The 17,339-nt window shown below is 71.3% G+C and carries 15 protein-coding genes and 1 pseudogene; 9 read left to right on the forward strand and 7 right to left on the reverse strand.

Annotated features, from left to right (window positions below; all coding sequences use genetic code 11):
* Positions 1-58: 58 nt before the first annotated feature.
* The 9 genes from ACWDVG_RS13205 to pssA all read left to right on the forward strand — a co-directional run bounded on the left by ACWDVG_RS13205 (position 59) and on the right by pssA (position 10,975).
* Positions 59-1,840 carry a 3-hydroxyacyl-CoA dehydrogenase family protein gene (locus ACWDVG_RS13205; RefSeq protein ID WP_451699094.1) on the forward strand — a complete coding sequence of 594 codons (1,782 nt, stop codon included), beginning with the start codon at positions 59-61 and terminating at the stop codon, positions 1,838-1,840.
* 112 nt (positions 1,841-1,952) lie between these two features.
* Positions 1,953-2,801: a TetR family transcriptional regulator gene (locus tag ACWDVG_RS13210; protein ID WP_451699095.1), complete on the forward strand. Its 849-nt coding sequence runs from the start codon at positions 1,953-1,955 to the stop codon at positions 2,799-2,801.
* A gap of 399 nt (positions 2,802-3,200) precedes the next feature.
* Positions 3,201-4,538 (forward strand): crotonyl-CoA carboxylase/reductase, encoded by a 1,338-nt coding sequence (gene ccrA / locus ACWDVG_RS13215; RefSeq protein WP_451699097.1) that lies wholly within the window; start codon positions 3,201-3,203, stop codon positions 4,536-4,538.
* A 9-nt stretch (positions 4,539-4,547) separates the two neighbouring features.
* Positions 4,548-6,584, forward strand: a complete 2,037-nt coding sequence (locus ACWDVG_RS13220; RefSeq protein ID WP_451699098.1) for a protein meaA — start codon at positions 4,548-4,550, stop codon at positions 6,582-6,584.
* A complete protein-coding gene (locus ACWDVG_RS13225; RefSeq protein WP_451699100.1) occupies positions 6,581-7,555 on the forward strand; it encodes an HpcH/HpaI aldolase/citrate lyase family protein in 975 nt (324 codons plus the stop codon). Before ACWDVG_RS13220 ends, ACWDVG_RS13225 begins: the two co-directional genes overlap by 4 nt.
* A gap of 5 nt (positions 7,556-7,560) precedes the next feature.
* Positions 7,561-8,073 carry a MaoC family dehydratase gene (locus ACWDVG_RS13230; RefSeq protein WP_451699102.1) on the forward strand — a complete coding sequence of 171 codons (513 nt, stop codon included), beginning with the start codon at positions 7,561-7,563 and terminating at the stop codon, positions 8,071-8,073.
* Between the two features lie 2 nt (positions 8,074-8,075).
* The gene (locus ACWDVG_RS13235) at positions 8,076-9,281 is read left to right on the forward strand and encodes an acyl-CoA dehydrogenase family protein (protein WP_451699104.1); all 1,206 of its coding nucleotides are present in this window, start codon (positions 8,076-8,078) and stop codon (positions 9,279-9,281) included.
* 169 nt (positions 9,282-9,450) lie between these two features.
* Entirely contained in the window at positions 9,451-10,107 is a 657-nt protein-coding gene (locus tag ACWDVG_RS13240; protein ID WP_451699106.1) for a phosphatidylserine decarboxylase, read from the forward strand.
* On the forward strand, positions 10,100-10,975 hold the full coding sequence (gene pssA, locus ACWDVG_RS13245) for a CDP-diacylglycerol--serine O-phosphatidyltransferase (protein WP_451699108.1): 876 nt from the start codon (positions 10,100-10,102) through the stop codon (positions 10,973-10,975). The genes ACWDVG_RS13240 and pssA overlap by 8 nt, the downstream gene beginning before the upstream one ends.
* 76 nt (positions 10,976-11,051) lie before the next feature.
* On the opposite strand, the gene ACWDVG_RS13250 is transcribed toward pssA, so the two are convergent.
* The 7 genes and pseudogenes from ACWDVG_RS13250 to ACWDVG_RS13280 all read right to left on the reverse strand — a co-directional run bounded on the left by ACWDVG_RS13250 (position 11,052) and on the right by ACWDVG_RS13280 (position 17,192).
* Positions 11,052-11,519, reverse strand: a complete 468-nt coding sequence (locus ACWDVG_RS13250; RefSeq protein ID WP_451699209.1) for a GNAT family N-acetyltransferase — start codon at positions 11,517-11,519, stop codon at positions 11,052-11,054.
* A 132-nt stretch (positions 11,520-11,651) separates the two neighbouring features.
* Positions 11,652-12,110 (reverse strand): annotated as a pseudogene (locus ACWDVG_RS13255) (GNAT family N-acetyltransferase); the annotation flags it as partial.
* 131 nt (positions 12,111-12,241) lie between these two features.
* A complete protein-coding gene (locus ACWDVG_RS13260; protein WP_451699110.1) occupies positions 12,242-13,510 on the reverse strand; it encodes an ABC transporter substrate-binding protein in 1,269 nt (422 codons plus the stop codon).
* Positions 13,507-14,574: a branched-chain amino acid ABC transporter permease gene (locus ACWDVG_RS13265; protein WP_451699112.1), complete on the reverse strand. Its 1,068-nt coding sequence runs from the start codon at positions 14,572-14,574 to the stop codon at positions 13,507-13,509. Before ACWDVG_RS13265 ends, ACWDVG_RS13260 begins: the two co-directional genes overlap by 4 nt.
* The gene (locus tag ACWDVG_RS13270) at positions 14,567-15,457 is read right to left on the reverse strand and encodes a branched-chain amino acid ABC transporter permease (protein ID WP_451699114.1); all 891 of its coding nucleotides are present in this window, start codon (positions 15,455-15,457) and stop codon (positions 14,567-14,569) included. Before ACWDVG_RS13270 ends, ACWDVG_RS13265 begins: the two co-directional genes overlap by 8 nt.
* Positions 15,454-16,377, reverse strand: coding sequence for an ATP-binding cassette domain-containing protein (locus tag ACWDVG_RS13275; RefSeq protein WP_451699116.1), 924 nt, complete (start codon positions 16,375-16,377; stop codon positions 15,454-15,456). Before ACWDVG_RS13275 ends, ACWDVG_RS13270 begins: the two co-directional genes overlap by 4 nt.
* The gene (locus tag ACWDVG_RS13280; protein WP_451699118.1) at positions 16,374-17,192 is read right to left on the reverse strand and encodes an ABC transporter ATP-binding protein; all 819 of its coding nucleotides are present in this window, start codon (positions 17,190-17,192) and stop codon (positions 16,374-16,376) included. Before ACWDVG_RS13280 ends, ACWDVG_RS13275 begins: the two co-directional genes overlap by 4 nt.
* Between the last annotated feature and the right edge of the window lie 147 nt (positions 17,193-17,339).

Below are 17,339 nucleotides of genomic sequence, written 5' to 3' on the forward strand. Positions count from 1 at the left end.
CCTTTCGCGCGCGCACGCACTGCCTTCAGTCGTCACTCTTCCTCCCTGGAGTCCCCTGATGGACACCCCTCTCTCCACCATCGCCGTCGTCGGTCTCGGCACCATGGGCACGGGCATCGCCGATGTCCTCGTCCGGGCCGGCCGCGAGGTCATCGGCATCGACATCAGCGACAACGCCGCCGCCCGTGCCGTCGCCGCCCTGGAGGCGTCCACGGCCCGTGCGGTGGCCCGTGAGCGGATCACCGAGGAGGAGCGGCAGGACGTCCTCGCCCGCTTCCGGACCTTCTCGGACCTCCAGGCGGCCGCCGAGGCCGATCTCGTCATCGAGGTCGTGCCCGAGTCGTACGAGACGAAGCAGGAGGTCTTCCGGGCCCTGGACGGCATCGTCCGGCCGGACGCGATCCTGGCGACCGGCACCAACGCGCTCTCCGTCACCCGGCTCGCGGCCGACTCGGCCCACCCCGAGCGCGTCCTCGGCCTGCACTTCTTCGCGCCGGTGCAGGCGATGAAGCTGGTCGAGGTGGTCTCCTCGGTGCTGACCGACCCGCGCGCCGTCGACGCCGTCACCCGGCTCGCCGAGGACCTCGGCAAGCAGCCGGTCGCGGTCGGCGACCGGGCGGGGTTCATCGCGGACGGGCTGCTCTTCGGCTACCTGAACCAGGCCGCCGCCATGTACGAGGCGAAGTACGCCTCCCGCGAGGACATCGACGCGGCGATGAAGCTGGGCTGCGGCCTGCCGATGGGCCCGCTGGAACTGCTCGACCTGGTCGGCGTCGACACGGCCCGTACGGTCCTCGAGGCCATGTACGCGGCGTCGCACGACCGGCTGCACGCCCCCGCCCCGATCCTCAGGCAGCTCTCCGAGGCCGGCCTGACGGGCCGCAAGGCGGGCCGCGGCTTCTACACGTACGAGGCGCCCGGTTCGGCCTCGGTCGTGGCCGACGCGCTGACCCCGGCCGCTGCCGCGGCGGACTCCGTCGGCCGCGAGGTCCGCTCGGTCGGCGTCGCCGGCTCCGGCACGATGGCCTCCGGCATCGCGGAGGTCTTCGCCAAGGCCGGGTACGCGGTCGTCCTCGCCGCCCGCTCCCAGGAGAAGGCGGACACCGCCAAGGCCAGGATCGCGAAGTCCCTGGCCCGCTCGGTCGACAAGGGCCGGATGACGGGCGAGACCCGTGACGCGACGCTGGCCCTGATCACCCCGGCGGGCTCGCTGGACGCCTTCGCCGAGGTGGACCTCGCCGTGGAGGCGGTCGCGGAGGACCTGGAGATCAAGCAGGACCTGTTCGCGCGGCTCGACAAGATCTGCAAGCCGGGCGCGGTGCTCGCCACCACGACCTCCTCGCTCCCGGTCGTCGCCTGCGCCCGCGCCACCACGCGCCCGCAGGACGTCATCGGCATGCACTTCTTCAACCCGGCGCCCGCGATGAAGCTGGTCGAGATCGTCCGTACGGTCCTGACCGCCGACGACGTCCACGCCACCGTCCGCGAGGTCACCGCGAAGATCCGCAAGCACCCGGTGGACTGCGGCGACCGTGCCGGGTTCATCGTGAACGCGCTGCTGTTCCCGTACCTGAACAACGCGGTGAAGATGGTCCAGGAGCACTACGCGACCCTGGACGACATCGACGCCGCGATGAAGCTGGGCGGCGGGTACCCGATGGGCCCGTTCGAGCTGCTCGACGTGGTCGGCCTGGACGTCTCGCTCGCGATCGAGCAGGTGCTGCACCGCGAGTTCCGCGACCCGGGGCTCGCCCCGGCCCCGCTCCTCGAGCACCTCGTGGCGGCCGGCTGCCTGGGCCGCAAGACCGGGCGCGGCTTCCGCGAATATGCCCGACGCTGAGCCGTACGCGGGCTGGGGAGGCCTGCTCCGCCCTCCGGGCGCCGTCGCCGGCCCGGGGGGCTCCCCGCCCCCACCTGGGCACACGTCCCGTCCGATGCAGTACGTTCGGGACATGTCCAAGGCCGCGAAGACACCCCGTGCCACGTCCCCGTCCGACGCTCAGGAGAGCCCGGCGGGCACCCGCGCCGCCGCGCAGCGGCTCAAGATGCGCCGGGAGCTCGCGGCGGCGGCCATGGAGCTCTTCGCGACGAAGGGGTACGAGGCCACCACGGTCGACGAGATCGCCGCGACGGCGGGGGTGGCCCGCCGGACCTTCTTCCGCCACTTCCGGTCCAAGGAGGAGGCGATCTTCCCGGACCACGACGACACGCTGGTGCGGGCGGAGGCGGTGCTCAACGCGGCCCCGCCGCACGAGCACCCGCTCGACACGGTGTGCCGGGGCATCAAGGAAGTCATGAAGATGTACGCGGGGTCGCCCGCGGTCTCGGTGGAGCGCTACCGGCTCACCCGTGAGGTGCCGACGCTGCGGGAGCGGGAGATCGCCTCGGTGGCCCGCTACGAGCGGCTGTTCACCCGCTACCTCCTGGGCCACTTCGACGAGCGCGACCACCACGACGGCAACGACGACCCGCTGCTCGCGGAGGTCGCGGCGTCCGCGGTGGTCACGGCCCACAACCACGTCCTGCGCCGCTGGCTCCGCGCGGGCGGCCAGGGCGACGTGGAGGCGCAGCTCGACCACGCCTTCGCGATCGTGCGGGAGACGTTCGGGATGGGCATAGGCGCGGGCCGGACGGCCCCGCCCTCGCCCTCGGCCGCCGCCCCGGCGCAGTCCGAGCAGTCCGAGCCGGCCCCGGCGGTGCGGGCCTCCACGACGGGCGACGTCGTGGTCGCCGTCGCCCGTACGGACGCTCCGCTCGACGAGGTCGTGCGCACGATCCAGCAGGCGCTGAAGCAGGCCTGAGCGCCGCCTCGCACGAGGGCCGCCCCCGGATTCCGGGGGCGGCCCTCGTCGTATTCGCCCAGTTCAGGCGGCTATTCGATCGATCATCGCTCATCCGTGACCGGCAGATTGCATCTGAGTGAAATTGTTGGCACGCAGTGCCTTGTCAGGTGACACGGCGTGCCATACGTTGATGTTGTCCGGGCGGCCGGCGCGCAGAGGTCTCCTCGTGCGCCGGCTGTCCCCACAGCCACCCGGCTCGTGCGCCCGGACGCCTGCGTCACAGGCACCCTCGCGCTCCACACCAGCGCCGCCACAGCACCACCCGCGCCGAACCGACGGCACACCTCCACCGCAGCAGCACTCTCGACGAAACCCTCAGGCGTCCCCCCTCAGGACGCTCACCGCCGGAGGCAACCCGTGAAGGAAATCCTGGACGCGATCCAGTCCCCGGACTCCACGTCCGCCGACTTCGCGAACATCAAGCTCCCCGAGTCCTACCGGGCGATCACCGTCCACAAGGACGAGACCGAGATGTTCGCCGGCCTCGCCAGCCGCGACAAGGACCCGCGCAAGTCGCTCCACCTCGACGACGTCCCGCTCCCCGAGCTCGGCCCCGGCGAGGCGCTCGTCGCCGTCATGGCCAGCTCCGTCAACTACAACTCGGTCTGGACCTCGATCTTCGAGCCGGTGTCCACCTTCGGCTTCCTGGAGCGCTACGGCCGCCTCAGCGACCTCAGCAAGCGCCACGACCTGCCGTACCACGTCATCGGCTCGGACCTCGCGGGCGTCGTGCTGCGCACGGGCCCCGGCGTCAACTCGTGGAAGCCCGGCGACGAGGTCGTCGCGCACTGCCTCTCGGTCGAGCTGGAGTCCTCGGACGGCCACAACGACACGATGCTCGACCCCGAGCAGCGCATCTGGGGCTTCGAGACAAACTTCGGCGGCCTGGCCGAGATCGCGCTCGTCAAGTCCAACCAGCTGATGCCGAAGCCCGACCACCTCAGCTGGGAGGAGGCGGCGGCGCCCGGACTGGTCAACTCCACCGCCTACCGCCAGCTGGTCTCCCGCAACGGCGCCGGCATGAAGCAGGGCGACAACGTCCTCATCTGGGGCGCGAGCGGCGGCCTCGGCTCGTACGCCACCCAGTTCGCCCTCGCCGGCGGCGCCACCCCGATCTGCGTCGTCTCCTCCCCCGAGAAGGCCGACATCTGCCGGTCCATGGGCGCGGAGGCGGTCATCGACCGCAACGCCGAGGGCTACAAGTTCTGGAAGGACGAGCGCACCCAGGACCCGCGGGAGTGGAAGCGCTTCGGCTCCAGGATCCGCGAGCTGACCGGCGGCGAGGACATCGACATCGTCTTCGAGCACCCGGGCCGCGAGACCTTCGGCGCGAGCGTCTACGTCACCCGCAAGGGCGGCACCATCACGACCTGCGCCTCGACCTCGGGCTACATGCACGAGTACGACAACCGCTACCTGTGGATGTCGCTGAAGCGGATCATCGGCTCGCACTTCGCCAACTACCGCGAGGCGTGGGAGGCGAACCGCCTCATCGCCAAGGGCAAGATCCACCCCACCCTGTCGAAGGTCTACTCCCTTGAGGAGACCGGCCAGGCCGCCTACGACGTCCACCGCAACCTGCACCAGGGCAAGGTCGGCGTCCTCGCGCTCGCCCCCCGCGAGGGACTCGGCGTGCGGAACGAGGAGCTGCGGTCGCAGCACATCGACGCCATCAACCGCTTCCGGAACATCTGAGGTCCCTAGATGACTGAGCGCCAGAAGGACCGGCCGTGGCTCATGCGGACCTACGCCGGTCACTCGACCGCCGAGGCGTCCAACGAGCTGTACCGGCGCAACCTCGCGAAGGGGCAGACCGGCCTCTCGGTCGCCTTCGACCTGCCGACGCAGACGGGCTACGACCCCGACCACGTCCTCGCCCGCGGCGAGGTCGGCCGGGTCGGTGTCCCCGTCTCGCACCTCGGTGACATGCGCCGGCTGTTCCAGGACATCCCCCTGGAGCAGATGAACACCTCGATGACCATCAACGCCACGGCCATGTGGCTCCTGGCGCTCTATCAGGTGGCCGCCGAGGAGCAGGGTGCGGACATCACCAAGCTCCAGGGCACCACGCAGAACGACATCGTGAAGGAGTACCTGTCGCGCGGGACGCACGTCTTCCCGCCCGGCCCCTCGCTCCGCCTCACGACGGACATGATCGCGTACACGGTCAACAACATCCCGAAGTGGAACCCGATCAACATCTGCAGCTACCACCTGCAGGAGGCGGGAGCCACCCCGGTCCAGGAGATCTCGTACGCGATGTCCACCGCCATCGCGGTGCTCGACTCCGTCCGCGACTCGGGCCAGGTGCCCGAGGAGCGGTTCGGCGAGGTCGTCGCCCGCATCTCCTTCTTCGTGAACGCGGGCGTCCGCTTCATCGAGGAGATGTGCAAGATGCGCGCCTTCGGCCGCATCTGGGACCGGATCACGCGGGAGCGGTACGGCATCGAGGACCCCAAGCAGCGGCGGTTCCGCTACGGCGTCCAGGTCAACTCGCTCGGTCTGACCGAGGCCCAGCCGGAGAACAACGTCCAGCGGATCGTCCTGGAGATGCTGGCCGTCACCCTCTCGAAGGACGCCCGCGCGCGTGCCGTGCAGCTCCCGGCCTGGAACGAGGCCCTGGGCCTCCCCCGGCCCTGGGACCAGCAGTGGTCGCTCCGCATCCAGCAGGTGCTCGCCCACGAGTCCGACCTGCTGGAGTACGAGGACATCTTCGCCGGCTCGCACGTCATCGAGGCCAAGGTGGAAGCCCTGGTCGAGGAGTGCACCACGGAGATCGAGCGGATCCAGGAGATGGGCGGCGCGATGGCGGCCGTCGAGTCCGGCTACCTCAAGTCGCAGCTGGTCTCCTCGCACGCCGAGCGGCGGGCCCGGATCGAGGCCGGCGAGGAGAAGATCGTCGGCGTCAACGTCTTCCGGTCGACCGAGCCCAACCCGCTCACCGCCGACCTGGACACGGCGATCATGACCGTCGACCCGGCCGTCGAGGCCCGCGTGGTCGCCTCGCTCACGAGCTGGCGCGACAACCGCTACCAGCCGCCGTTCAACCACCCGCGGCCCTGCAAGGCGCTGGAACGCCTGAAGGAGGCCGCACGGGGCACCGAGAACCTCATGGAGGCCACCCTGGAGTGCGCCCGCGCCGGCGTCACCACCGGCGAGTGGGCCGGGGCGCTGCGCGAGGTCTTCGGCGAGTACCGGGCGCCCACCGGCGTCTCCTCCGCCCCGGTCGCGGTGACGGCCGAGGAGGGCACCCCGCTGGCCGTCGTCCGCGAGAACGTGGCCAGGACCGCCGACGAGCTCGGTGTCGGGCGGCTGCGCCTGCTGGTCGGCAAGCCGGGCCTCGACGGGCACTCCAACGGGGCCGAGCAGATCGCCGTGCGCGCCCGTGACGCCGGTTTCGAGGTGGTCTACCAGGGGATCCGGCTGACCCCGGAGCAGATCGTGAGCGCGGCCCTCGCGGAGGACGTGCACTGCGTGGGTCTGTCGATCCTCTCCGGCTCCCACGCCGAGCTGGTGCCGGACGTCCTCGACCGGCTCAGGGAGGCCGGCGCCACCGACGTCCCGGTCATCGTCGGTGGGATCATTCCCCACGCCGACGCCGCAGAACTGAAGCGCGCGGGTGTGGCCGCCGTCTTCACCCCGAAGGACTTCGGCATCACCGAGATCATCGGCCGTATCGTCGACGAGATCCGGAAAGCCAACAAGCTCGACACCCTCGAAAGTACGGAGGTCCCCGCATGACCAGCCTCGTCTCCCCGGTGAACCGGCTGCGCCCCCGCCGCTCCTGTCTGGCGGTCCCCGGCTCCAACCCGCGTTTCCTGGAGAAGGCCCAGGGCCTCGCCGCGGACCAGGTCTTCCTGGACCTGGAGGACGCCTGCGCCCCGCTGGCCAAGCCGGACGCGCGGCACACCATCGTGAAGTTCCTGAACGAGGGCGACTGGACCGGGAAGACGCGCGTGGTCCGCGTCAACGACTGGACGACCCACTGGACGTACCGCGACGTCGTGACCGTCGTCGAGGGCGCCGGCCAGAACCTCGACTGCATCATGCTGCCGAAGGTCCAGGACGCCCAGCAGATCGTCGCGCTCGACCTGCTGCTCACGCAGATCGAGAAGACCATGGGCTTCGAGGTCGGCAAGATCGGCATCGAGGCGCAGATCGAGAACGCCCAGGGCCTCACCAACGTCAACGCGATCGCCCAGGCCTCGCAGCGCGTGGAGACGATCATCTTCGGCCCGGCCGACTTCATGGCCTCCATCAACATGAAGTCGCTGGTCGTCGGCGAGCAGCCGCCCGGCTACCCGGCGGACGCGTACCACCACATCCTGATGAGCATCCTGATGGCCGCCCGCGCCAACAACCTGCAGGCGATCGACGGGCCGTACCTCCAGATCCGCAACCAGGAGGGGTACCGCGCGGTCGCGCAGCGCGCCGCCGCCCTGGGCTTCGACGGCAAGTGGGTGCTGCACCCGGACCAGGTCGCCGCCGCGAACGAGATCTTCTCGCCCTCGCAGGAGGACTACGACCACGCCGAGCTGATCCTCGACGCGTACGACTACTACACGTCCGAGGCCGGCGGGAAGAAGGGCTCCGCGATGCTCGGCGACGAGATGATCGACGAGGCCTCGCGCAAGATGGCCCTGGTCATCTCCGGCAAGGGCCGGGCCGCCGGCATGAAGCGCACCAGCACGTTCGAGATCCCGGAGGCCTGAGTCCCATGCAGTTCGGTCGCACCTACGAGGAGTTCGAGGTCGGTGCCGTCTACAAGCACTGGCCCGGGAAGACGGTCACCGAGTACGACGACCACCTCTTCTGCCTCCTGACGATGAACCACCATCCGCTGCACATGGACGTGAACTACGCGGAGAACACCACCGACTTCAAGCGGAACGTGGTCGTCGGCAACTACATCTACTCGCTGCTGCTCGGCATGTCCGTGCCGGACGTCTCCGGCAAGGCCATCGCCAACCTGGAGATCGAGTCGCTGCGGCACGTGGCGCCGACCTTCCACGGCGACACCATCTACGGCGAGACCACGGTCCTCGACAAGACCCCGTCGAAGTCGAAGACGGACCGCGGGATCGTCCACGTCGAGACCAAGGGCTACAAGCAGGACGGGACGCTCGTCTGCGTGTTCCGCCGCAAGGTGATGGTCCCGACCGCCGAGTACATCGACGCGCGCGGCGGCGAGCAGCCCGGCCGCCCCGAGCTCCAGGAACAGGGGAAGTAGTCATGGCGCGACTCGCCCAGACCCACGGTCTGACCGACGTTCAGCAGGAGATCCTCGCCACGGTGCGGGACTTCGTCGACAAGGAGATCATCCCGGTCGCGACGGAGCTCGAGCACCGGGACGAGTACCCCCAGCAGATCGTCGACGGGCTCAAGGAGCTCGGCGTCTTCGGGCTGATGATCCCCGAGGAGTACGGGGGCCTGGGTGAGTCGCTGCTCACCTACGCGCTGTGCGTGGAGGAGATCGCCCGCGGCTGGATGTCGGTCTCCGGCATCATCAACACCCACTTCATCGTGGCGTACATGCTGAAGCAGCACGGCACCCAGGAGCAGAAGGAGTACTTCCTTCCGCGGATGGCGGCCGGCGAGACGCGCGGCGCGTTCTCGATGTCGGAGCCGGGGCTCGGCTCGGACGTGTCGGCCATCACGTCCAAGGCGGTGAAGGACGGCGACGAGTACGTCCTGAACGGCCAGAAGATGTGGCTCACGAACGGCGGCACGTCCACGCTGGTCGCCGTTCTCGTCCGAAGTGACGAAGGACACCCGGAGGGCACGGCCCCCCACAAGTCGATGACGACCTTCCTCGTCGAGAAGGAGCCCGGATTCGGAGAGGTCCGTCCCGGCCTCACCATCCCCGGGAAGATCGACAAGATGGGGTACAAGGGCGTCGACACCACCGAACTCATCATGGACGGACTACGCATTCCGGCCAATCGTGTGCTCGGCGGTGTTACCGGCCGAGGGTTCTACCAGATGATGGACGGAGTCGAGGTCGGGCGCGTGAACGTCGCGGCGCGTGGCTGCGGTGTCGCACAGCGTGCATTCGAACTGGGTGTTTCGTACGCCCAGCAGCGTCAGACGTTCGGCAAGCCGATCGCCCAGCACCAGGCGATCCAGTTCAAGCTGGCCGAAATGGCTACCAAGGTCGAGGCCGCTCATGCCATGATGGTGAACGCAGCACGCAAAAAGGACTCCGGGGAACGAAACGACCTTGAAGCAGGGATGGCGAAGTACCTCGCCTCCGAGTACTGCAAGGAGGTCGTCGAGGACGCCTTCCGCATCCACGGCGGATACGGCTTCTCCAAGGAGTACGAGATCGAGCGTCTCTACCGCGAGGCGCCGATGCTGCTCATCGGTGAAGGTACCGCCGAGATCCAGAAAATGATCATTGGTCGTCGGCTCCTGGAGGAGTACCGATTCCAGGGCTGAATGTCGCTTTTGAGTCGGTACGGCCGCGAAGAAGATCACACCCTGTGTTCTTCTTCCGGCCGTCGACTCGGTTCCTGGCTTGCCCAGTTGCGCCCCGCAACCGATAGCATCGCCGGAAAGCCGCCGTCCCCCGTTGCCAGTGCGGCATCATCCGCTACGAAGGTCATCCATGCCCCACAGCCAAACCTCTGCACACCGCGACAGCCTCAAGGGCGCACGCCTCGCGCGCGGAGCATCGCCGTGGCTTCTGCCGACCGTCGCGACCGCGGCCCTGAGCCTCGTGCGCGCGCGCACGTCGAAGCGTGCCGCGGCCATCGCCGTGCCGACCACCGCACTCGCGGCCGGCATGCTGTGGTTCTTCCGCGACCCCGAGCGCGAGATCGCGCCGGGCCGGGTCATCTCCCCCGCCGACGGCGTGGTGCAGAGCATCATGCCGTGGAAGGACGGGCGCACCCGGGTCGCCATCTTCATGAGCCCGCTGAACGTCCACGTCAACCGCGCCCCCCTCGCGGGCACGGTGACCTCCGTGGAGCACGTTCCCGGCGGTTTCGTGCCGGCGTTCAACAAGGAGAGCGAGAACAACGAGCGCGTTGTCTGGCACTTCGACACCGAGCTCGGTGACATCGAGATGGTCCAGATCGCGGGTGCCGTGGCGCGGCGCATCGTGCCGTACATCCCCCAGGGGACGAAGGTCGAGCAGGGTGACCGGATCGGTCTGATCCGCTTCGGCTCGCGGGTCGACATCTACCTCCCGGAGGGTGTCGAGGTCGCCGTCGAGGTCGGTCAGGCCACGACCGCGGGGGTGACTCGCATTGACCGTGATTGATCCCGACACACGCGCCGCCGACTGGGTGGCCGACGCCGAGGCGGCGGAGGCCGAAGAGGCCGAGGAGATGCCTCTCTCGTTGAGGCTGTCCATAGCGGACGCCCTCACGCTCGGTAACGCCACGTGCGGCTTCATGGCGGTCTACTTCACCACGACCGGCATCCTGATCCCGCACCTCACCGGCAGCGCCGAGACCGGCATGGCGCGCAACAGCGCCGCCACCGCCGTGATCCTGATGCTGTGCGCGGCGATCTTCGACCTCTTCGACGGCATCGTGGCGCGCAAGCTGCGCTCGTCGCCGATGGGCGCGGAGCTCGACAACCTCTCGGACCTGATCAGCTTCGGTCTGGCCCCGGCCTACTTCGTGCTCGTGTACGGGATGGTCGCGGACGACGCGCAGCAGAAGGTCTCCGCGGTGGCCGCCATCGTGGTCCTCCTGGCGGTCGTGCTGAGACTCGCGCGGTTCTCCTGCGTGACCATGAAGGACGGCATGTTCCAGGGCATGCCGAGCCCCTTCGGCGCGCTGACCGTGGTGTCGATCATCCTCCTGGAGCTGCCGTTCATCCCGACGCTCCTCGCGATCATCGGTACGGCGTGGCTGATGGTGAGCCGGGTCGAGTACCCCAAGCCGCGGGGCGCCCTCGCGGTGGCGATGCTCAGCTGGATCGTCGGCGCGATGGCCATGCTGGCGGCGTGGGCGTTCGACGCCCCGGGCGGAGCGCTTCTGCTCCAGACGGGCTGCGCGCTCCAGGTGGTGCTGGGCGCCGTGATCCCCCTCTTCGCGACGGCCCGCAGGGTGAACACCTTCCGTGACAACCGGCGCGAGAGCCGGGAGGCGCGGCAGGCCGAGGCGGCGCAGCTGCCGTAGCGGCGGCCGTACGAGACACGGGGAAGGGCCCGGAAGCGACTGCTTCCGGGCCCTTCGTCGTACTTGGGGGCGGCCGTCAGCCGAGGCGCTTGTAGTAGAGCGTCGTGGGCCGCAGGGCGCCCGAGGGGTCGGCGGCGTAGTCGGGGACGGTGCCCGCCGCGGTCCAGCCCGCGCCGCGGTAGAGGCGCTCGGCCGGGCTGCCGGTCTGGGTGTCCAGGACGAGCAGGGTGAGCCCGGTGGCGGCGGCGCGGGCCTCTGCGGCGGCCAGCAGCCGGCGGCCGAGGCCCCGGCCGCGGGCACTCCGGTGGACGAGGAGGCGGGCGATCTCGCCGCGGTGGCGGCCGTTGGCGGTGCCGGTACGGACGAGGGTGACGACGCCGGTCGGCTGCCCGTCCGGGGTGCGGGCCACGAGGACGTCCCGTACGCCCTCGGCGGCCTCGTCGGCGACGCCCGACCACCATGCGGCGGCCTCGGCGGGGTCGAGAGGCGCGAGGAAGCCGACGGAGGCGCCGCCGTCGACGGCGTCCACCAGGAGCGCGGCCAGGCCGCCGGGGGCGGCGGCGCGGACGGCGTCCGGGGTGAGGAGCTCGACGCGCTCGGCCGGTACGAGGTCCGGCGCGAGGTCCGGTACGAGATCCGGTACGAGGTCCTTGCGCAGGCAGATCAGGCCCGGTCGCGCGTCCCAGGGGTCGACGCGCGCGAAGCCGAGGGACTCGTAGAGGGCGAGGGGCTCCGCGCGCCAGTCCCAGACGGTGAGGCGGACCGACTCGGCGCCCGCCGCGGCGGCGCGGCGCAGGGCCTCGCGCACGAGGGCCCCGGCGAGGCCCTTCCTGCGGGCCTCGGGGGCGACCCAGAGCCGCTTGATCTCGGGGCCGAGGCCGTCGCGCGGGGCCTTGAGGACGACGCAGCCGCCGGGCGCGGTGGCGCCCGGCGGGGTGGCGAGCAGCACGGTGTCGGCGGCGAAGGCGGCGGCCGGGTCCTCGGCCTCGCGGCGGTATACGGCCGGGAGGGCGTCGACCGTCGTCACGGCCGTGCCCTTCTCGGCCTCGGTGGCCAGGTGGTAGGCGGCCAGCAGGTGGGAGAGGTGCGGGTGGGAACGGTTCTCCTCGATGATCGTGTGCATGGCCACGAGCATCACACCGCTGTGTTTCCGGCAGATGACGGACCGCTCGGGCGCGGGGATGCGGCCCGGGGCGGCGGGCGCGGGTGGGCCCCGGTCCGGCCGTCCCGGTGGGACGGGCGCGCGGACCGGGGCCGCCGTGCCCCCTACGGGGTGTAGCTCTTCGCTGCCTCCGAGACGAAGGGCTGCCGGACCGCCTTCATGCCGCCCGGGGCGGTCTTGTCGGGCTGGATGATCACGGACTCGCGCGACGAGGGGGCCTTCGGGTCGCTGAAGTCGTGGCTGATGCCGAAGCCGGCGTCGTACGCGTTCAGGGTCAGCAGGGCCTTGCCGATGCCGGCCCGGGTGAGGTCCTTGTCGGCGCACGCCTTCTTCAGGGCCTCGCCGAAGACGCTCGCCGCGGTCCAGCCCGCGACGACGCCGTTGTCGAGGCCCTCGCCCGGGTGGGCCGCCTTGTAGTCGGCCGCGAGCTTCGTGGCGACCGGGGTGTCGGCGCCGATGGGCAGGCTCGGGGAGGCGAACCAGTACATCTTCTCCAGGGCGGGACCCGCCTGGGTGCCGAGCAGCTGCGGGGCGAAGGCCGAGTTGTTGCCGACGACCGGGACCTTCAGGCCGGTGGCGGCGGCCACGCCGACGAGCGAGGCGGCCTGGCGCGGGCCGGCGCTGATGACGATCGCCTTCACCCCGGCCTGCTTGAGGGCGGCGACCTGCGCCGACATGTCGTTGTCGGTGGGCTTGATCTTCTGCTCGACGACCGTGACGCCGGCCTTCTCGGCGGCGTACTTCGAGCCCTTGAGGGCGTTCTCGCCGTAGTCGCCCTCGAAGTAGACGTGGCCGAGCTTGTCGCCCGACTTCAGCCCCTTCTCGGTCAGCAGGAAGTCGACCGCGTTGATCGTCTCGACGTCGTACGTGGCGCCGAGCGTGCGGATGTACGCGGAGCCGAGCAGGGACGCGGACCAGGCCTGCGGCAGGACGAGGCCCTTGTCCTGGCCGTCGACCCGCTGCTTGACGGCGGCCACGAACGGCGAGCCGATGAACTGGGCGTAGCCGACGACCTTGGGCTCCAGCTCCGTGTAGGCGGCGAGGGCCTTCTGCGGGTCGTAGCCGTGGTCGCGGACCGTGAGCTCCAGCTGCCGGCCGCAGATGCCGCCGGCGGCGTTGACCTGCTTCACGTACAGCTGCTGGGCCTGGGTGACGCTCTTGCCGAGGGTGGCGTACACGCCCGTCATGTCGGTGAGCGCGCCGAGGGCGATGGTCTTGTCGGTGACGCCCTCGCCGGTCTTCACCCCGCCCGCGTCGGTCTGCTTGCCGTCGCCGGTCTTCGCCTTGGAGCTGCATCCGCTGGCGGCGGTGAGCGCGACCAGTGCGGTGAGCGCGGCGGCCAGGCCCCGCACGGCCTGTCGGCGGTGGTTCATCGTGCCTCCCCTGAGGGTTCGGTGGACTTCCGGGAGGCGAGCCGGACCAGGCCTCCGGGCAGGAACAGCACCGCCGCGACGACGGCGGCGCCGTAGAGGTAGCGCGCGGCCTCCCCCGGTGCGACCCCGCCCGTCCCGGGGGCGGAGACCAGGGGAAGCGCGTCGCTGTACCGGCTGAGGAGCTGCGGCAGCAGGGAGACGAAGACGCCTCCGGCCACCGCGCCGGCGACCGAGCCGAGACCGCCGATGACGATCATGGCGAGGTATTCGAGGGAGAGCGCCATGCCGAAGTACTCCGGCACCGTGCGCTGGAAGACCAGCGCGAGCAGGACGCCCGCCAGGCCCGCGTACATCGACGACAGGACGAAGACGGCGGCCCGGTAGCGGGCCACGGGGATGCCCATGACGCCGGCGGCGATCCGGTGGTCCCGGATGGCGTTCATGGCGCGGCCGGGGCGGCCGCGGAGCACTCCCCTGGCGAAGACGATCCCGGCGAGCAGCAGGACGAGACCGAGGTACCAGAGCTTCTCGACGGCGCCGAAGGGGACCTGGGCGACGAGGACCTCGGTGTCGTCGAAGGTGAGGCCGAAGAGGGAGAGCGGGGGCACCCCGCGGCCGTTGTAGCCGCCGGTGAGGTCGTGGGCGTTGAAGAGGACGTGCTGACCGATGAAGATCAGCGCGAGGGTGGCGATGCCGAGGTACGCGCCGCGGAGCCGGCCCGCGATCGGGCTGAACACGCCGCCCGCCAGGCCCGCGAGGGCGACGGCGAGGACGGCGGCGAGCCAGCCGGGCAGGCCGAGGCCGGTGAGGCCGTCGGCGCCGTCGCCCGCGAAGGCGCAGTAGCCGTAGGCGCCGACGGCGAGGAAGAAGGCGTGGCCCATGGAGAGCTGGCCGGTGGCGCCGGTGAGGAGGTTGATGCCGATCGCGCCGAGGGCGGCGGCCATCGCGAAGAGGCCCGCCTGGAGCCAGAAGCGGTCCAGGTAGAACGGCAGGGCGAGCAGGACGAGCGCGGCGGCGGCCGCCGCGTACGCCGTCGCGGGGACGGACCTGAGCCGGTCAGACACGGGCGAGCTCCTTCGTGCCGAAGAGTCCGGCGGGCCGGACGAGCAGGACCGCGACCATCACGAGGTACGGGGCGAGGTCGCCGATGCCGCGGCCGAGGAACGCCAGGTCGCTCTGGTAGCCGGTGGCGAGGGACTCGGTGACGCCGACGAGGAGGCCGCCGACGAGCGCGCCGGTGGTCGAGTCGAGGCCGCCGAGGATGGCGGCGGGGAACGCCTTCAGCGCGGCGAGCGAGGTGCCGCGCTCCAGGCCGGGCGTCGGGAAGACCGTGAGGAAGAGCGCGGCGACGGCGGCGAGGCCGCCCGCGACCGCCCAGGCGCCGAGCGAGACCCGGCCGAGCCGGATGCCCATCAGGGCGGCGGTCTCCTGGTTCTCGGCGGCGGCCCGCATGGCCACGCCCCACGAGGTGAAGCGGAAGGCGAGCAGGAACGCGGTGATGAGCAGCGCGGCGGCGAGCAGCGCGGCGATCCGGGTCTGGGCGACGGTCACCGGGCCGATCGAGAGCACCGCGTCGCCCCACGGGTCGCCGAGGGCGAGGATGTCGGTGCCGATGCGGCGGGTGAGTTCGGTGGCCAGGAGGATGTCGACGCCGATGGTGACGATGGCGAGGACGCTGTGGTCGCCGCCCCGGTGGCGGCGCATCACCAGGAACTCGACGGCGGCGCCGACCACGGCCGCGCCCGCGATGCCGGCGAGGAGCGCGGGCCAGAAGCCGATCTCGTCGTGGAGGACGGCGGTGACGTAGCCGCCGGCCAGGAGGAGGGAGGCGTGGGCGAAGTTGACGACCTCGGTGGCGCGGAAGATGACGACGAAACCGAGGGCGATGAGGGCGTAGATCGAGCCCAGTGAGACGCCGTTGATCAGGAATTCGGCGAAGGTGCTCACGCGGCGGTTTCCTCTCCGAGATAGGCGCGGACGACCGCCGGGTCGTTCTGGACGTCGACGGGTGACCCGTCGGCGATGCGGCGGCCGAAGTCGAGGACGGTGACGGAGTCGGCGAGCCGCATCACGAGACCCATGTCGTGCTCGACGAGCAGGACGGAGATGCCGAGGCTGTCGCGGACGCCGGCGATGACGGCGGCGGTACGGACGCGTTCGTCGGCGGTCATGCCGGCGACGGGCTCGTCGAGGAGGAGCAGGGTCGGCTCCATGCACAGGGCGCGGGCCAGCTCGGCGAGCTTCTGCTGTCCGTACGGCAGCGCGCCCGCGGGCCGGTGGAGCTGGTCCTCCAGTCCGACGAAGGCGGCGATCTCCCGGACCCTGGCCCGGTGGCGGGCCTCCTCACGGGCGGCGGAGGGCAGCCGGAGCCCGGCGGCGACGAAGCCGGTGCGGGTGAGCCGGTGGCGGCCGATCATGAGGCTGTCCTCGACGGTGGCGCGCGGCGGCAGGGCCAGGTTCTGGAAGATCCGGCCGACGCCGAGGTCGGCGATCCGGTGCGGGGCCAGGGCGGTCAGCTCGTGCTCACCGAACCGGACGGAGCCGGAGGTCGCCCGGTAGACGCCGGACAGGACGTTGAAGCAGGTGGACTTGCCGGCGCCGTTGGGCCCGATGAGGGCGTGCACGGTGCCGGGGCGCACGGTGAAGCCGACGCCGTCGAGGGCGGTGAGCCCGGCGAAGCGGACGGTGACGTCCTCGACGGTGAGGACGGGGACGTCGGGGCGGGGCCGCCCGGGGGCGGACCCGGTGGCGGGCTCGGGGTCGAGGGGCGGGCCGGGCGCGCGGGCGGGCTCACCGTCGACGGAACGGCCGGGCACGCGGGCGGCCTCGGGGTCCGGTTCGCCCGCCGGGCGCGGGATCTGCGTCATCGGGTTTCCTTCCAGCGGGACAGGACCGGGTGGGCCGTGCGGGCGCGGGCCGCGTCCGCGGCGGCGTCCTCGTCGACGACACCCAGGTAGCGGCGGCGGACCTCGTCGGACGCCGCGAGGTCGGCCGCCGGTCCCGAGAGCGTGACCTCGCCGACCTCCAGGACGTACGCGCGGGAGGCGAGCCGCAGCGCGAGCGCCGCGTTCTGCTCGACCAGGAGCACCGCCGTGCCCTGGGCGTTGATCTCGCGGACCGCGTCGGCGATCCGGGCCGCCATGAGCGGCGCGAGGCCCAGCGAGGGTTCGTCGAGCAGCAGCAGCGTCGGCGCCGCCATCAGCGCGCGGCCCACGGCGAGCATCTGCTGCTCGCCGCCGGAGAGCAGCCCCGCGGGCTGCCGGGACCGCTCGGCGAGGACCGGGAACAGTTCGTGGACCCGGCTCAGGGCGGCGGCCCGCGCCGACCGGTCGGCGCGGCGGCCCAGAGCCCCGGCGCGGAGGTTGTCCTCCACCGACATGCGGGCGAAGACCTGGCGGCCCTCAGGCACCTGGGAGACGCCGGCCGCCACCACCCGGTCCGGCGGCAGTCCGTCCAGCGGACGGCCGTCGCAGCGCACCGTGCCGGAGACCACGGCGCCGCCGTGGAACCTCAGGGTGCGCGAGACCGTCCGCAGCAGGGTGGACTTGCCGGCTCCGTTGCCGCCCAGGACCGTGACGACGGCGCCCGCCGGCACGGTCAGCGACACCCGCCGCAGCGCGTGCACGGGTCCGTATCCCGCCGTCAGGTCCGTCACCTCGAGGGCGGGTGCGGTACCTCCCATGACTCCCCTTTCCCCGGCCGCCGTTGTTACCCGGCCGTTCAGTGGCGCTCACCCCAGCACCGCGCGGGACCGCCCGTCCACGTCCGGCGGCCGAAACGCTGCCGGTGACCAGCGGGCGCGGCGGCGGGCTGTGCATGCGCACAACGC

It is taken from the genome of Streptomyces sp. NPDC003327 (assembly GCF_053589515.1).

What these genes read in the sequence shown, in the direction of transcription:
- ACWDVG_RS13225 (WP_451699100.1), top strand. Translation starts at nt 6,581, where the DNA reads ATGACCAGCCTCGTCTCCCCGGTGAACCGGCTGCGCCCCCGCCGCTCC.
- ACWDVG_RS13220 (WP_451699098.1), top strand. Translation starts at nt 4,548, where the DNA reads ATGACTGAGCGCCAGAAGGACCGGCCGTGGCTCATGCGGACCTACGCC.
- ACWDVG_RS13275 (WP_451699116.1), bottom strand. Translation starts at nt 16,377, where the DNA reads ATGACGCAGATCCCGCGCCCGGCGGGCGAACCGGACCCCGAGGCCGCC.
- ACWDVG_RS13210 (WP_451699095.1), top strand. Translation starts at nt 1,953, where the DNA reads ATGTCCAAGGCCGCGAAGACACCCCGTGCCACGTCCCCGTCCGACGCT.
- ACWDVG_RS13240 (WP_451699106.1), top strand. Translation starts at nt 9,451, where the DNA reads ATGCCCCACAGCCAAACCTCTGCACACCGCGACAGCCTCAAGGGCGCA.
- ACWDVG_RS13260 (WP_451699110.1), bottom strand. Translation starts at nt 13,510, where the DNA reads ATGAACCACCGCCGACAGGCCGTGCGGGGCCTGGCCGCCGCGCTCACC.
- ACWDVG_RS13280 (WP_451699118.1), bottom strand. Translation starts at nt 17,192, where the DNA reads ATGGGAGGTACCGCACCCGCCCTCGAGGTGACGGACCTGACGGCGGGA.
- ACWDVG_RS13205 (WP_451699094.1), top strand. Translation starts at nt 59, where the DNA reads ATGGACACCCCTCTCTCCACCATCGCCGTCGTCGGTCTCGGCACCATG.
- ACWDVG_RS13235 (WP_451699104.1), top strand. Translation starts at nt 8,076, where the DNA reads ATGGCGCGACTCGCCCAGACCCACGGTCTGACCGACGTTCAGCAGGAG.
- ACWDVG_RS13230 (WP_451699102.1), top strand. Translation starts at nt 7,561, where the DNA reads ATGCAGTTCGGTCGCACCTACGAGGAGTTCGAGGTCGGTGCCGTCTAC.